The sequence below is a fragment of the Pseudoalteromonas sp. Bsw20308 genome, assembly GCF_000310105.2.
Taxonomy (GTDB): Bacteria; Pseudomonadota; Gammaproteobacteria; order Enterobacterales; family Alteromonadaceae; genus Pseudoalteromonas; species Pseudoalteromonas fuliginea.
Map to the genome: position 1 here is coordinate 511,037 of NZ_CP013139.1, position 15,575 is coordinate 526,611.

9 protein-coding genes are annotated in these 15,575 nt (G+C 39.2%); all 9 read left to right on the forward strand.

The features are described 5' to 3' along the window. Positions 1 to 7: 7 nt before the first annotated feature. The 9 genes from malQ to rluF all read left to right on the forward strand — a co-directional run bounded on the left by malQ (position 8) and on the right by rluF (position 15,281). Positions 8 to 1,999 (forward strand): 4-alpha-glucanotransferase, encoded by a 1,992-nt coding sequence (gene malQ, locus D172_RS19500; RefSeq protein WP_007376354.1) that lies wholly within the window; start codon positions 8 to 10, stop codon positions 1,997 to 1,999. Beyond that, positions 1,999 to 4,227: a 1,4-alpha-glucan branching protein GlgB gene (gene glgB / locus D172_RS19505; RefSeq protein ID WP_007376353.1), complete on the forward strand. Its 2,229-nt coding sequence runs from the start codon at positions 1,999 to 2,001 to the stop codon at positions 4,225 to 4,227. Before malQ ends, glgB begins: the two co-directional genes overlap by 1 nt. Beyond that, positions 4,220 to 6,283, forward strand: a complete 2,064-nt coding sequence (glgX, locus tag D172_RS19510) for a glycogen debranching protein GlgX (protein ID WP_007376352.1) — start codon at positions 4,220 to 4,222, stop codon at positions 6,281 to 6,283. Before glgB ends, glgX begins: the two co-directional genes overlap by 8 nt. Further along, positions 6,276 to 8,813 carry a glycogen/starch/alpha-glucan phosphorylase gene (locus D172_RS19515; protein ID WP_007376351.1) on the forward strand — a complete coding sequence of 846 codons (2,538 nt, stop codon included), beginning with the start codon at positions 6,276 to 6,278 and terminating at the stop codon, positions 8,811 to 8,813. Before glgX ends, D172_RS19515 begins: the two co-directional genes overlap by 8 nt. Before the next feature lie 14 nt (positions 8,814 to 8,827). After that, on the forward strand, positions 8,828 to 10,129 hold the full coding sequence (gene glgC / locus D172_RS19520) for a glucose-1-phosphate adenylyltransferase (protein ID WP_007376350.1): 1,302 nt from the start codon (positions 8,828 to 8,830) through the stop codon (positions 10,127 to 10,129). 86 nt (positions 10,130 to 10,215) lie between these two features. Beyond that, positions 10,216 to 11,751, forward strand: coding sequence for a glycogen synthase (locus tag D172_RS19525; RefSeq protein ID WP_007376349.1), 1,536 nt, complete (start codon positions 10,216 to 10,218; stop codon positions 11,749 to 11,751). Between the two features lie 90 nt (positions 11,752 to 11,841). Next, positions 11,842 to 13,056 carry an EAL and HDOD domain-containing protein gene (locus D172_RS19530; RefSeq protein ID WP_007376348.1) on the forward strand — a complete coding sequence of 405 codons (1,215 nt, stop codon included), beginning with the start codon at positions 11,842 to 11,844 and terminating at the stop codon, positions 13,054 to 13,056. 30 nt (positions 13,057 to 13,086) lie between these two features. Next, entirely contained in the window at positions 13,087 to 14,157 is a 1,071-nt protein-coding gene (locus D172_RS19535; RefSeq protein ID WP_007376347.1) for a DUF418 domain-containing protein, read from the forward strand. 86 nt (positions 14,158 to 14,243) lie between these two features. Next, a complete protein-coding gene (gene rluF / locus D172_RS19540) occupies positions 14,244 to 15,281 on the forward strand; it encodes a 23S rRNA pseudouridine(2604) synthase RluF (RefSeq protein WP_033023345.1) in 1,038 nt (345 codons plus the stop codon). Positions 15,282 to 15,575 lie beyond the last annotated feature (294 nt).

Sequence of the window (15,575 nt, forward strand, 5' to 3'; positions counted from 1 at the left end):
CCAATAAATGGACGCTCTTTCGCAGTTATTTTACCTGCATGGCATTGGTTATGAATTCACTAAATACACTGGTGAACAGGTTGTTTTTAGCAACGATACACGAAAGCAAGCTTTACAGTGCTGTGGTATTGACACTAACGATGCTAATCAAATAGCGCATCTTAACTATGAATTAGATGCAGCTACTTGGCAGCAATTAGTTCCGCGTGTTAGCTTGCTTGAATGGCCTGAAAATACCTTAAAGATTCGTATAGATGAACGTCAACAGCATTTATGTGTAGGCATAAAAGTAGAGGCGCTTGGTCTTGACTTGGCATTTCAAACTATGCGTGATTTACCTGTCACAGGTGAATATTACTTGCATGGCGTGCGATATATTGAGGTTGCGCTTGAATTACCTTTTATCCCAGCTGGATATTATGATGCAACGATAAAAGTAGGCGAGCAATTTTCAAATACACAGGTTTGGTCTGTTCCTGAACAAGTATATCAAGTAGATGATATAAAGCGTACAGGGCTCTCTATTCAGCTTTATACTTTAAAAAATAAAGCGCTATTAGGTGTTGGCGATTTTAGCGATTTATTATCGTTAACTCATTTATGTAGTGCGCAAAACATGGATTATATTTTACTTAATCCACTTCATTTATTATTTGCCGATATGCCAGAGCGAGCAAGTCCTTATAGCCCTAACAGTCGTGCTTTGCTAAACCCTTTATATATTGCCATTGATTTATGTGACGACGCTAATAACAATGCAGAGCTAAATGCTTTAATGCAAAGTGATGATGTTATTTCTCTCATGCAAAGCAATGATCAATTTATAAATTACGAAAACGTAAGTCGTATTAAATATACGTTATTTAAAGCGCTTTATAGTCAGTTTGAATTAACTGCCAGTAATGAGCGTCGACAAGCGTTTACAGCATTTTGTAACACTCATACAAGTACGCTAAATACCCTTGAATCAGATAATTTAACGTTTGACTATTATTTGCAGTGGCAAGCGTATTTACAGTTAGCACTTTGTCAAAAAAGTTGTATAGAGCTGGGAATGGCTATTGGTTTAATCAACGATTTAGCTGTTGGGTGTGCTGGCGATGGGGCCGAATTTAAAAATCAGCAATCATTATTTAGCCAAGAGGCAAGTGTTGGTGCCCCGCCAGACCCATGGGCTGAAGCAGGTCAAAATTGGGGGCTTCCGGCACTCAATCCTCGCAGTCTTAGCAATAATCACTTCGAGTTTTATCGCTCACTTATTCGCGCAAATATGCAAAATGTAGGTGGTCTCAGAATTGACCATGTAATGGCTATTAGGCGTTTATGGTGGTGTTTTGAAACGAATGGTAAACAAGATGGCTGTTATGTTTATTATCCGTTTGAGCATTTACTCGCAATTTTAAAAATTGAATCGCATATTAATCAAAGTATTGTTATTGGCGAAGATCTGGGTGTAGTCCCCCCTGAGGTAAGAGATGCTTTAGCCTCTAGCGGTATTTTTTCTAACAGCTTATTTTATTTTGAAAAACAGCACGATGATGAATTTTTATTGGTTAACGATTTACCATCACGTTGCTTATTAATGATTGCCAATCACGATGTGCCTCCTTTTATGGGCTGGTGGCAACACGATGATTTAGATATAAAGCAGCAATACAGTTTAATTAACGAGCAGCAATGCAACGACTTAACCCACCAACGTGTTGAAGAGCAAGAGCGATTATTGCGCTTTATTAATGCCAATCAAACAAAAGAACTTAACCTACAAGCTAATGCAATGGACGTTTATAAATCACTTGCCTTATGTTTAGCAAAGTCGCAATCACGATTACTTGCGCTGCAAATAGATGATTTAGATGAGCAGCTTTACAGTGTGAATATTCCAGGAACAGATACCGAGTATCCCAATTGGCGGCGTGTTTTAACACACACTTGCGAAGAGATTTTTAGTAAAAATGCCTCTTTGTTAGCTGCAATAGATTCAATAAGGAAAGGTTAATGAGTAGCTCAGCAGTAGATAATATTGGATCTTCTTTTAATCGTTATGATGATCAAGTACAAGCGTTAAGCGCAGGTCGTTTTAAAGACCCGTTTAGCTTTCTTGGGGCACATAAACTAACAAACACAGACACAGAGTTACGACTTTACTTACCCACTGCGTTGAATGTTGTAATTAACCTTGGCGGTAAAAAAATAAAAGCGCTGCGATATAAGCAAAGTGATTTGTTTATTGCAAAGCTAAAAACATTGCCAAGCGCGCCATATCAATGTGATGTTGAATACACAAATACAGCCGTTACGTTTTACGATGAATACAGTTTTGACACTGCGCTCGATACACAGGCAATGTACTTATTTAACGAAGGTAGTTTAGAGCATGCATACTCACACTTTGGTGCACATTTTAGCACTCAACAAAATGTAGAGGGGGTGCGTTTTTGTGTGTGGGCGCCAAATGCAGCAAGTGTATCAATTATTGGTGAATTTAATTTTTGGCAAGCTAATCGTCACTTTATGCGCTTTCATCCTGCAAGTGGTGTATGGGAATTATTTATACCAGGCCTTAAAGCTGACATGTGCTATAAATTTGCAATTACCGCACAAAGTGGAGACGTGTTTGAAAAAGCAGACCCATATGCGTTTAAAATGCAGCAAGCCCCCGGTACTGCCAGTGTATTGCAATACAAACCAGAACCTATAATTCTTGATGAACAAGCCTTAAAAAATAGACAAAAGCGTAACCATATTGATGCACCAATTAGTATTTATGAAGTGCATTTAGGCTCATGGCAACGCGCTGAAAATAATCGTTATTTAAGTTACGTAGAGCTTGCTGACAAGCTAGTTAGCTATGCACTTGAAATGAATTTCACCCACCTACAGCTTATGCCTATCAGTGAATACCCGTTTGATGGCTCGTGGGGCTATCAACCCGTTGGTTTATTTGCACCTACTAGCCGTTTTGGTGACTATAACAGTTTTAAATATTTTGTAGAGCAATGCCATAAAGCAAATTTAGGTATTTTACTCGACTGGGTACCTGGGCATTTTCCAAGTGATCCGCATGGTTTGCATCGTTTTGATGGCACTCATTTGTACGAACATGCCGATATGCGTCAAGGTTTTCATCCCGATTGGAATACCTATATTTATAATTACGATCGCCCTGAAGTTAAAAGCTTTTTGATTTCTAATGCAATGTATTGGTTACACCAATTTGGGCTTGATGGTTTACGAGTAGATGCAGTGGCTTCAATGTTGTATTTAGATTACAGCCGTAAAGAAGGTGAATGGATCCCTAATTGTTATGGTGGACGCGAGAACCTTGGTGCAATCGAGTGCCTAAAGCAGGTTAATTTACGAAGTTATAAAAACAACCCTGGCATCATGATGATAGCCGAAGAGTCAACTGCATGGCCAGGTGTTACACAAAGTGTTGAGCATAACGGTTTAGGGTTTGGCTATAAATGGAATATGGGTTGGATGAACGATAGTTTGCACTATATGCAACGCGATCCGCTTTACAAACAGCACCACCATCACGAAATAACCTTTTCGATGGTATACGCCTTTAGTGAGAACTTCATACTGCCATTGAGTCACGACGAAGTAGTGCATGGCAAAGGCTCACTTATTGAAAAAATGCCAGGGGATGATTGGCAAAAGTTCGCAAACCTTCGAGCTTATTATGCGTTTATGTGGGCGCATCCAGGTAAAAAATTATTGTTTATGGGTTGTGAAATAGCTCAGCGCACTGAGTGGGGCCACGATCATTCGCTTGATTGGCACTTATTAGAGCATCAAAGTCACAATGGTATAAAACAAACAATTAAAACACTCAATCATGTATATAAAAACCAACCTGCTTTGTACGAACTTGACACAAGTGCAGCAGGCTTTGATTGGATAGATAACAACAATAACGATCAAAGTATTTTAAGTTTTGTACGGTATGCCAAAAATGCACGAAATTTAGTGGTTGTTATAGCTAATTTCACTCCAGAGTCTTATCAAAATTACGTCATTGGTGTGCCAAATAAAGGCCGCTATAAAGTAATTTTAAATACAGATGAAACCGATTATTTTGGCTCAGGGATAGACGTTACACAAAACGAATTAAAGATAGTTACTACCTTCGACAGCCCTAATCATGGGTTCGCTCAAAGCATTTCTATTGCCATTGGTGGTTTAACTACTATTTATTTACAAAAGGTCGAAGATGAGTAATCAATTTGAAGTCACTCACGGCCAAGTTGAACCCTTAGGTTCAAGTGTTACTGACGGCGGTGTAAATTTTGCACTTTATGCACCAAAAGCAACTCAAGCTTATTTATGTTTATTTGACAAAAGTGGCCATTCAGAAATATTAAAGGTGGCAATGAGCATTAACGAAGGCGGCATTTGGAGTATTCATATATTTCCTTTAAATGCAGGTGCTTTGTATGGCTTTAGAGTAGAGGGTGAATATAACCCTAAGCACGGTCAATTGTTTAACGAAAACAAACTATTAATAGACCCTTACGCAAAAGACTTATTTGGTGAGTTTACTTGGAGTGAGCGTCATTATGGGCAAATGCCAATCGGCACTAAAAGCACCGTAAATAATGCGATTGATATACCTAAGTCAAAAGTAGCAGCACCTGTGTTGTACGCGCATAAAAAGCCAAACCATAGATGGTCAAATACGGTTATATACGAATGCCATGTGAAAGGAGCAACGTGCCGTCATCCCGAAATTCCTAAGTACCTACAAGGGAAATTTTTAGGACTAAGTCATCCCAGTTTTATTGAACACTTACAGAGCTTTGGTATTACAGCTGTGGAACTTTTACCTGTTCATTCATTTATTAGTGAACAATTTTTAACGGGTAAAGGGCTGCAAAATTATTGGGGTTACAACACGCTTAACTTTTTTACACCTCATAAAGACTACTTGGTTAAAGACGATATAAATGAGTTTAAGCAAATGGTGCGAGAGCTTCATGCGGCCGACATTGAAGTTATTATCGACGTTGTTTACAACCATACCGCAGAGGCCGGTAATGATGGCCCAATATTGTCACTTAGAGGCTTTGATAACTTAGCTTATTACCGCACTGTAAGCGATCGACCAGATTTATATATAAACGATACTGGATGCGGTAACACGATTAATATTGACCATCCTCGTGTATTACAACTTGTACTCGATAGTCTTCGTTATTGGGTTGAAGTAATGGGAGTTGATGGCTTCAGGTTTGATTTGGCGACTATTTTAGGGCGTTCTCAATCTGGGTTTAGCGCTTCTCATACTTTCTTACAAGCGGTTGCCCAAGATCCTATTTTAAACAAAGTAAAGCTCATTAGTGAACCGTGGGATATAGGCCCTGGTGGCTATCAGTTAGGTGCTTTTCCGGCACCTTGGCGAGAATGGAACGACCAATATCGTGATGTAATAAAGCGTTTTTGGAAAAGTGAAGAAGGCATTATCGCCACCGTTGCCAAACGTTTACATGGCTCATTTGATATTTTCGAGCACAGTGAGCGCGGTCCGCTCAATAGTATAAATTTTATAACGAGTCACGACGGTTTTACGCTTGCTGACTTAGTTAGCTACGAAGAAAAACACAATGAGGCAAATGGTGAGCAAAATCGAGATGGTCACAGTGCTAATCATTCTTTTAATTGTGGTGTAGAGGGGTTTACAAATGATCCCAAAATAACAGCGCTCCGCTTGCAACAGCAAAAAAACTTTTTGCTTACACTTATTTTGTCCAAAGGAGTTCCTATGCTCTCATCTGGGAGTGAAATAGCGCACTCGCAAGGGGGAAATAATAATGCTTATTGCCAAAATAATCGTACTAGTTGGCTTGCATGGAAAGACTCACAATTAAATCATACATTGACTCGTTTTATAGACGATGCACTAAAAATCAGACGTGCCCACAGTGCGTTTAAACACAGTGTGTTTTTAGATGATATTGATGAGCGCTTTACAGTTAGGTGGTTTACCGAAGAAGGTGTAACTATGACTGACGCGCATTGGCATGAAAATACGCGTCAGTTTTTAATGTACAGCTTGCTCGATAAGCAAAATAAACATGCACTTTTAATAATTTTTAATGCGAGTAAAAAAGTAATGTCCTGCCAATTGCCGCAATCTCCAATAAGTGCGCCTTGGCAAATGGTTTTATCAAGTGTAAATAATGCATCTGTAAGTAGTAACAACGATGCGATGGTTGAAATTTCTGCACAAAGTAGCTGGGTTTTCAGTTCAAATTTAGAGGAAGTAGGTCATGGCTAAGCAAGATGAACAAGTGTGTGTAGTAAAGGGTTGGCAAGAAGGCCCTGTTATTGATGAAAGTACGTTAAAAGATGATTTAACACGTCACTTTTATTACACCCTCGGCCGAGATAAGGTCGGCGAATCACAGTTATATTTATATCATGCATTAGCGCTCACTATTCGCGATCGACTTGTTGCTCGTTGCAGAGAAACCAATCAACAAATTAGACAGCAAAAGCGCCGTAAAACGGCTTACCTTTCTCTTGAGTTTTTAATGGGACGAGCACTGGGTAACGCTATTTTAAATCTAGATTTAGATGATCAAGTTGCTTCTGCATTACAAGAATATTGTACAACAGTCGAAACGCTTGAAGATGCCGAACATGATGCAGGGCTAGGTAATGGTGGTTTAGGGCGTTTAGCAGCCTGTTTTTTAGATAGCTGTGCAAGTTTGGCCCTGCCTGTCATTGGGTATGGCCTTCGTTACGAATACGGTATGTTTAATCAGTCTATAAATGACGGAAATCAAATAGAACAACCCGACAACTGGCTTCGTGAAGGGCATCCATGGGAACTGAGTGCCCCAGAGCATGCAAAGCGCGTTAAATTTAGTGGCTATGTGCAAAGCTATACAGATAAATATGGCCGAGAGCATCGTCAATGGATGAGTTCACACGATGTATTAGCTGTGCCATATGATGTACCAATTCCTGGCTATAAAAATAATATTGTTAATACACTTCGTCTGTGGAAGTCAGAAGCGACAGATGAATTTAATCTAACTGAGTTTAATGCCGGTAGTTACTCAGAAGCTGTAGCACAAAAAAATCTAGCTGAACAAATTACTATGGTGCTTTACCCAAACGACAGTAGCGAAAATGGTAAAGAACTTAGGTTACGCCAACAGTATTTTTTATCGTCTGCGAGTATTCAAGACATTGTTGATCAATGGGTTGCACAACACGGTGAGAGTTTTTCTGATTTTTCTGATTTTCATGTGTTTCAATTAAACGACACGCATCCAAGTATTGCTGTTGCAGAGCTGATGCGTATTTTAATGGATGACTACGAACTTGATTGGGAAGATGCTTGGCAAATTACTACTAAAACAATGGCCTATACAAATCATACCTTACTTCCTGAGGCACTTGAAAAGTGGTCAGTATCTTTGTTTGCAAGGTTATTACCGCGTATTTTAGAAATAGTTTACGAGATAAATGCACGTTTTTTAGCCCAAGTTGCACAGCAGTGGCCAGGGGATGTTAACAAACAGCGAGCGCTATCGCTTATTGAAGAAGGTGATGAGCCGCAAATTCGTATGGCTTATTTAGCAATAGTCGGTAGTTACTCCGTAAATGGAGTCGCGGCACTGCATACTGAGTTACTAAAAGCAGGCTTGTTTAAAGAGTTTTATGCACTGTGGCCAGATAAGTTTAATAACAAAACAAATGGCGTAACACCACGTCGTTGGCTTGCTCACTGCAACCCTATTCTAAGCAAATTAATTAGCGAAAAAATTGGTAACGATTGGGTAGGCGATTTTAGTCAAATTAGTCAACTACGTCGATTTTTTGATGACCAAACCTTTCATATTCAGTGGCAATCAGCTAAACGCGAAAACAAACAACGCCTTGTTGATTTAGTCAAAGCGCGTTGCGGTGTTGAGTTCGATGTATCGATGATGTTTGACGTACAAGTTAAGCGAATTCATGAATACAAACGCCAACTACTTAATGTGTTGCATGTAATTCATCTATATGACCGTATTCGTCGCGGTGATACGCAAGGGCTTGTTCCGCGTTGTGTATTACTCGGCGGTAAAGCTGCGCCAGGCTATTATATGGCTAAAAAAATTATTAAGCTAATCAACAATGTGGCTGAGGTTATTAATAAAGATCCATTAGCAGCACCGTATTTACGCGTAGCATTTTTACCAAATTATAACGTAACAGCAATGGAAGTTATTTGCCCTGCAACCGATTTGTCAGAGCAAGTGTCTACCGCAGGTAAAGAAGCATCAGGTACAGGTAACATGAAGTTCATGATGAATGGTGCATTGACGATAGGTACACTTGATGGCGCAAATATTGAAATTAGAGATGCCGTGGGTGCTGATAATTTCTTTTTGTTTGGTGCTCAAGCACATCAAATTGATGATATTAAATCACGTTATAATCCAGAGCATTTAATTTCACAAAATAGTGACTTGGCAAACGTAATGCAGCTTTTAGAAAGTGGCCATTTTAATTTATTCGAACCATGCTTATTTGATGACGTGATCAATGCGATTAAGAGCCCGAACGATCCTTGGTTGGTCGCGCATGATTTTGAAAGCTATGTTGATGCTCAAAAACAAGTAGATAAGACCTACATTGATCAAGCCTACTGGACACAAATGAGTATTTTAAATACAGCAGCCAGTGGCATGTTTTCAAGTGATAGAACCATAAGCCAATACAGTGACGACATTTGGCATTTAGAACCCCTCAACATTAGTGCAACAGACTTAACGACAACTAAAAGTCATACCACTAACAGCAAAGACTAAATGGAGAGAGTATTATGCCCAACTACGAAAATCGTTATATAAGCAGCCTAACCAGAGAAACTTACGCACTAATACTGGCTGGAGGTCGCGGTTCACGCCTGCATGAACTGACTGACTGGCGAGCAAAGCCTGCGGTTTACTTTGGTGGTAAACATCGAATAATCGACTTTCCGTTATCTAACTGTATTAACTCAGGCGTTAGGCGCGTTGGTATTGCTACACAATATAAGTCTCATTCACTTATTAGGCACGTTAACCGTGCTTGGGGGCATTTTAAAAAGGAATTGGGAGAGTCGGTTGAAATTCTACCCGCATCGCAGCGTCAAGGCGATGATTGGTATTGTGGAACCGCCGATGCTGTTTTTCAAAATATAGATATTATTCGTCATGAATTACCAAAATATGTGATGATTTTATCGGGCGATCATGTGTACCGTATGGATTACGGTGCTCTTTTAGCTAAGCACGTAGAAAATGGCGCCGACATGACTGTTTGTTGCATCGAAGTACCCGTAGAAGAAGCCGCCGATACCTTTGGTGTAATGACCGTTAATGAGGAAAATCGTGTTTGCCGTTTTGACGAAAAGCCTGCAATGCCAAGTTCAGTACCTGGTAAGCCAGGTACGTGTTTAGCTTCAATGGGCAATTACGTATTTAACACCGAATTTTTGTTCGAACAGCTCAAAAAAGATGCTGAAAATGAAGGCTCTGGTCGCGATTTTGGCCACGATATTATTCCAGCGATAATAGAAGAGCATAACGTATTTGCCTTCCCATTTAGAGATCCAAACCAAGAAGGGCAACCTTATTGGCGTGATGTAGGTACGCTAGATTCATTCTGGGAAGCTAATATGGAACTGGTAATGCCTGAGCCGCAACTTGATTTATACGATCCGACGTGGCCAATTTGGACCTATCAGGAACAACTACCGCCCGCTAAGTTTATTTTTGATGACGATGATAGGCGCGGAATGGCCTTAGACTCAACAGTTTCTGGTGGTTGTATTATTTCGGGCTCTGCTGTTAGAAAGTCTTTATTGTTTTCAAATGTACATATTCGTTCATTTTGCGAGATAGAGCAGTCAGTTATATTGCCTGGTGCAATTATAAATAGAGGCTGCAAAATTAAGCGGGCGATAATAGATAGAAGCTGTGAGATACCAGCAGGACTAGAAATTGGTTTTGATCGTAAGACAGATGAAGACAATGGCTTTAGAGTGTCTAAAAAAGGCATCGTACTCGTGACCCGTGATATGCTCACTGAGCTTGCAAAAAAGCTTGCGCGCCAAGCAAATGAAAATAAAAAGTTAGCTTAAATAAACTAGCTAACTAATTTTAAGCATGACAACAAGGCTTGCTCTTTATTGAGCAGGCTCATTAGGTTAAAGGAAGTAGTAAATTAATGCATGTATTAATGGTTGCAGCAGAGAACGACGCGTTACCAGGCGCTAAAGTAGGTGGAGTAGCTGATGTAGTGCGTGATGCACCAAAGGCGTTGGCAGAGCAAGGTGTAACTGTAGATGTTGTTATTCCTGATTACGGCTTTGCGTTTATTGAGCGTATTTATCTCGGTGAAGTAACGGTTGCTTTTAATGCACAGCCACATGTTTTAACACTTTTTAAAGTACGACAAACGCAAAGTAATGTCAGCCAAATTGTTATTAGCCACCCATTGTTTAGTGAATCAGGCACTGTTTACTGCAACGATGCACCCGGTAGGCCATTTGCCACGGATGCAACCAAGTTTGCTTTATTTAATGCCGCAGTTTGTGAGGCATTATTACAAGGGGTACTTACACGCCCTAATGCATTACATTTGCATGATTGGCACAGCGCGTGTGTCGCCGTTTTAATTAAATTTGAGCCACGTTATAGCGCACTAAATAACATACATATAGCCTACACTGTACATAACATAGCGCTGCAGGGAATAAGGCCTTTTAAGCACGATGACTCGAGTCTAGAAGCATGGTTTCCTTCGCTTAGTTATAACGGTCAACATTTATGTGATCCACGTTATCCGCATTGTTTTAACCCAATGCGCAGTGCCATTAACCTATGCGATAAAGTACATGTTGTATCACCAACCTATAGCCAAGAAGTACTTAAACCAAGTAATTATGAACATGGTTTTTTTGGCGGCGAAGGGCTTGAGCAAGATCTGCAAAATGCGGCAGAACAAGGCAAGCTGGTTGGTATTTTAAATGGCTGTGAGTATCCTAAGTTAACAAATGAAAATGCAGACCTAAATACTTTATATAAAAAAATAGAGAACACTTTATTTAGCTGGATGAGTAACCATAAGCAGCTTCAAAGTGGTTATTATATTGCGCACCAGCGACTACAGCAATTTAAAGCAGCAGCAAATAATGGCCCATTAGTAACAAGTGTAGGGCGACTTACAGAGCAAAAAGTTTTGTTGTTGTGCCAGCAGGTGAACGGTACTTTAGCGATTGATAACGTTTGCCAACTAGTTAATAAATACGGTGGTCGATTCATTGTTTTAGGTTCGGGTGACAAAGAACTTGAAAGTCTTTTTACTAAAGCAATGGCACGCAATTCTAACCTTTTATTTTTGCAAGGTTATGGTCAAGATGTTGGTGATTTAATGTATCAACTAGGTGATTTGTTCTTAATGCCAAGTTCGTTTGAGCCATGTGGTATAAGTCAAATGCTTGCAATGCGAGCGGGACAGCCTTGCTTGGTGCATAGTGTTGGCGGATTAAAAGACACCGTTCAGCATAATGAAAATGGTTTTAGTTTTAGTGGCGACACATTAGCCATGCAAACTAGTAATTTAATCACCTGTTTAGACGAAACACTCTCAATTAAAAAGCAAGAACCTCAAAAGTGGCATAAAGTAAAAAAGGGTGCTGAGCAAGCCCGTTTTTCATGGACGCAAATCGCAACTGCTTATATAACAACCTTATATAGGTAAATTATTACGTGCTTTGCAAAGTTCAGTGACAATTGTATCGCTTTAATGTTTAATGACTTAGTCTGAAATAAAAAACAAGAAGTAGGTAATGTGTCTGTATTTGTTGCAAGGCAAGCAATATTTAATCGTCGTCAAAATGTAGTAGCTTACGAGCTACTTTTTCGTGATAGCCCTAAAAATTATTTTCCTGATATTGCAGAAGGCCAAGCGACCGCTCGTCTTATTATGGAGAATCAACTTAACTTAGGTACTCGCCATATTACATCAGGTAAAAAAGCACTCATTAATATTGGTCCTGAATCATTGAAGCTCGACTTATGCGCTTTTTTGCCTTGCCAAGATGTTGTAATCGAACTACTTGAAACCATTGAGCCAAACGATGATAACTACGAACTATGCCGAGGTTTATTTCATAGTAATTATAAACTCGCACTCGATGATTTTGTGTATAAACCACAGTGGGATCGTTTTTTAAAGCTCGTCAAATTAATAAAATTTGATATAAGAATGACACCGCTTAACGAAATACAACCCATCGTTAAAAAGCTGCAAGCACATAAACAAATAAAAATATTAGCCGAAAAAATAGAAACACAAGACGACTATAAATTAGCCTTTGATATGGGGTTTGATTATTTCCAAGGTTATTTTTTTGCAAAACCCACTATGATCAAGCAAAACGATATCGATTATAATTATGGGTTAGTTGTCGCTATTTATGCTGAAATAATGAAGCCAAACCCAGATATAAAAGTTATATCTGGGTTGTTTGAGCTAGATGCCGCCCTTGCATATAAACTACTGCGTTTAATAAACAGTGGTGTTTTTCCTATACAAAGTCAAATATCGTCATTAAAGCAAGCACTTGTCTATTTAGGGCATGATCGTCTTAAAAAGTTTGTGAGCCTTATTGTTACCGCTCATACAGCAGGAAAGAAACCTGCTGAGCTAATGCAGGTTTGCGTTGTTCGTGCTCGTTTTTGTGAGCTTTTAGCAAAAAATGTAGCAAAGAGCCAAACTGGAGAGGCTTTTTTAACCGGTTTATTTTCATTGCTTGATGCAATACTTGATCAACCGATGAGCTTACTTGTTGAAAAGCTGCCTTTTCCAGATGAGATAAAAGCTGCATTATTAAATGATAAAAATAACCTTTACTATATTTTAAATGTTGTTAGAGCATACGAAACTGGAAGCTGGTGGGCGCTAGAGCAAGCTGGGCTTTTGTTGAATATAGACAATGCTATACTGCCTGCACTCTACCAGCAGTCGGTCAATTGGGCCGACAGCTATAAGAACAATATTTAACGGACACTAGCTTTAATGCGCAATTACAATATGGACTTCATTCGTGGCATAGCTGTACTGGGCTTAGTTTACATGAATAGCTATGCTTTTGGTGTTTTTGAATTAGGCTACATTGCGCACAGTAATGCCCCTGTTAGTGACTCTATTATTTATATTTTTAGTACCTTATTTGTAGACGGTCGTTTTAGAACGCTGTTTAGTTTGCTGTTTGGGGCTGGGCTTTATATTCAATGGCAACGTTATAAGTCTGATGTGCAGTTAAAAAGTAGGCTTTACTGGTTAATACTGTTTGGTTTAGCACATGGGTTTTTACTTTGGGCTGGTGATATTTTATTTGTTTATGGCATTTCAGGTTGGTTTACTCTGAAATACCTACAAAGCGATAATGCGTTACTTTTGAAGCGAGGTCTTGCATTTATTTTACTGTGTGGCATCACCACTGGGCTGGTTATGTATAGTGCACCTGTGGATATTATTTATCGCGACTCTCAAGATTTTATTTCTTTATATAGCCCACATTATTTTGATTATTTTATTTCTAACTTAGGTATGAATGCATTAATGGTATTTATAGTGCCGATAATGACCTTGTGGATGTGTGCAGGGATTATGCTCATTGGTATTTACTTGTATAAACAGGGGGTATTTAGTGAAGGCTTAAGCACAAAACAGCTAGTAACAATCGTTATTGCAACCACGATCTTGAGTGCATTTAGGCTCTATACCTCGCAATACAGTAGTGGCTTTATGTATGCCATACAAGAGTTAATAAATATGTTTGCGGCACTTGGAATGGCGACGTTGTATATTCATTTAATTGTTAAATTTTGCAATAACAGCGCACACGTTGGCAAGCTTATTCAGCAAACAGGGCGCTTAGCATTTACCTTGTATATTAGCCAAACACTCATGCAACTATTGTTATATAAAGTGCTATTTACACACTGGGTGCTCGGTTTTGATCGTATTGATTACTGGGTGCTGGCAACGGCATTAGTTGTAATGCAGCTCATATTTACCTTTATATACAGCCGCTATTTTAATCAAGGCCCGCTTGAATTTGTATGGCGTAAATTAACGAAAGCAAAAATTAATGCTTAAACACCTATAAATTCTAAATTAGGGGCGAAAAAATAGTGTGGGTGGTTTACACTACTCGCCTTAAAAATTACTACGCTATAAGTGCCATGACCGAATTAAAACGTTTAAATAAATTTATTAGTGAAACAGGATTTTGTTCACGCCGCGAAGCCGATAAATATATTGAGCAGGGTCGTGTCAGCGTTAATGGCTACTCTCCAGAAATGGGCGTAAAAGTAGCCGCTACCGATGTTGTATTAATTGATGGCAAGCCACTTAAAGCCACACCAAAGCGCGTTTATATCGCTTACAACAAACCCGTTGGTATTACGTGTACTACCGAAAGTAAAATTCAAAGTAATATTATACGAGCAGTTAACTATCCTTCGCGTATATTTCCAATAGGGCGCTTAGATAGACCGTCTGAAGGGCTTATATTTTTAACTAACGAAGGCGACATCGTTAATAAAATTTTGCGTGCGGGCAATAATCACGAAAAAGAATACGTTGTTACGGTGGATAAACCGCTTAATCGTCAGTTTGTTACAAAAATGGCCAATGGCGTGCCTATTTTAGATACCGTCACTAAAGAATGTAAAGTCACGCAAAGTGGCCCTAAAGAATTTAAAATAGTACTTACCCAAGGTTTAAACCGCCAAATACGCCGCATGTGTGAATATTTAGGTTACGAAGTGGTTACGTTAAAGCGCACTCGTATAATGAACGTAACACTAAAAGGTTTAAAGGTAGGGCAGTGGCGTCATTTGTCTGATACTGAAATGGCGCAAATAAACGACTCGATTTCTGACTCAGGTAAAACCCAAGAGCATTCGCTTGATGCTAACAAACAATCAGAAAATAATACGCCGTCGGCTCCCAAAAAACGTGACTTTCAGGGTGAAAACCCTCGCCGTTTTAATAAAGGCGAACAAAGTGGCGAGCGTAATACTGAGCGAAGTTCAAATCGCAACTCTGAGCGTAGTAATGCTAATGGCGAGCGCAAAAATGAGCGCAGTAAAGCACCTTATCAAAAGCGTTCTACCACGTATGTTGGTAAGCCAAAAAGTATTAAAGAGAACAACTCGTCTAATGCTAAATCAGACTCACAACCAAGCTCAGGCCGTATTCTCAGTTTAAAAAAATAATGTGCAGCTAAGTGGTGGTGTTATACCACTTAGCTTAATTAAGTGTGCTATTTTGAGGTGAGAAATAGTGTCGATAACAAGGCAAAAATTTCTTATTTAGTTGTTATCAGTAATTGCCCCTGCATTGCTCTACCTTCTGCATCCATGCAGTCGTATATCAGAAGTTTTTAACACAGTTAGCGCCAGGCTTAAGCCCTCAAATTGATCAAGTATTATTACGGATTGATATTAGATACTAAAATGTCTCTAAGCTGAGTCAGCGTAATTTCACTCTATTACGAATTTAAGGTTTGT

Excerpts from the sequence above, each read along its gene's own strand:
- malQ (WP_007376354.1), top strand. The coding sequence starts at position 8 with ATGGACGCTCTTTCGCAGTTATTTTACCTGCATGGCATTGGTTATGAA.
- glgB (WP_007376353.1), top strand. The coding sequence starts at position 1,999 with ATGAGTAGCTCAGCAGTAGATAATATTGGATCTTCTTTTAATCGTTAT.
- glgX (WP_007376352.1), top strand. The coding sequence starts at position 4,220 with ATGAGTAATCAATTTGAAGTCACTCACGGCCAAGTTGAACCCTTAGGT.
- D172_RS19515 (WP_007376351.1), top strand. The coding sequence starts at position 6,276 with ATGGCTAAGCAAGATGAACAAGTGTGTGTAGTAAAGGGTTGGCAAGAA.
- glgC (WP_007376350.1), top strand. The coding sequence starts at position 8,828 with ATGCCCAACTACGAAAATCGTTATATAAGCAGCCTAACCAGAGAAACT.
- D172_RS19525 (WP_007376349.1), top strand. The coding sequence starts at position 10,216 with ATGCATGTATTAATGGTTGCAGCAGAGAACGACGCGTTACCAGGCGCT.
- D172_RS19535 (WP_007376347.1), top strand. The coding sequence starts at position 13,087 with ATGGACTTCATTCGTGGCATAGCTGTACTGGGCTTAGTTTACATGAAT.
- rluF (WP_033023345.1), top strand. The coding sequence starts at position 14,244 with ATGACCGAATTAAAACGTTTAAATAAATTTATTAGTGAAACAGGATTT.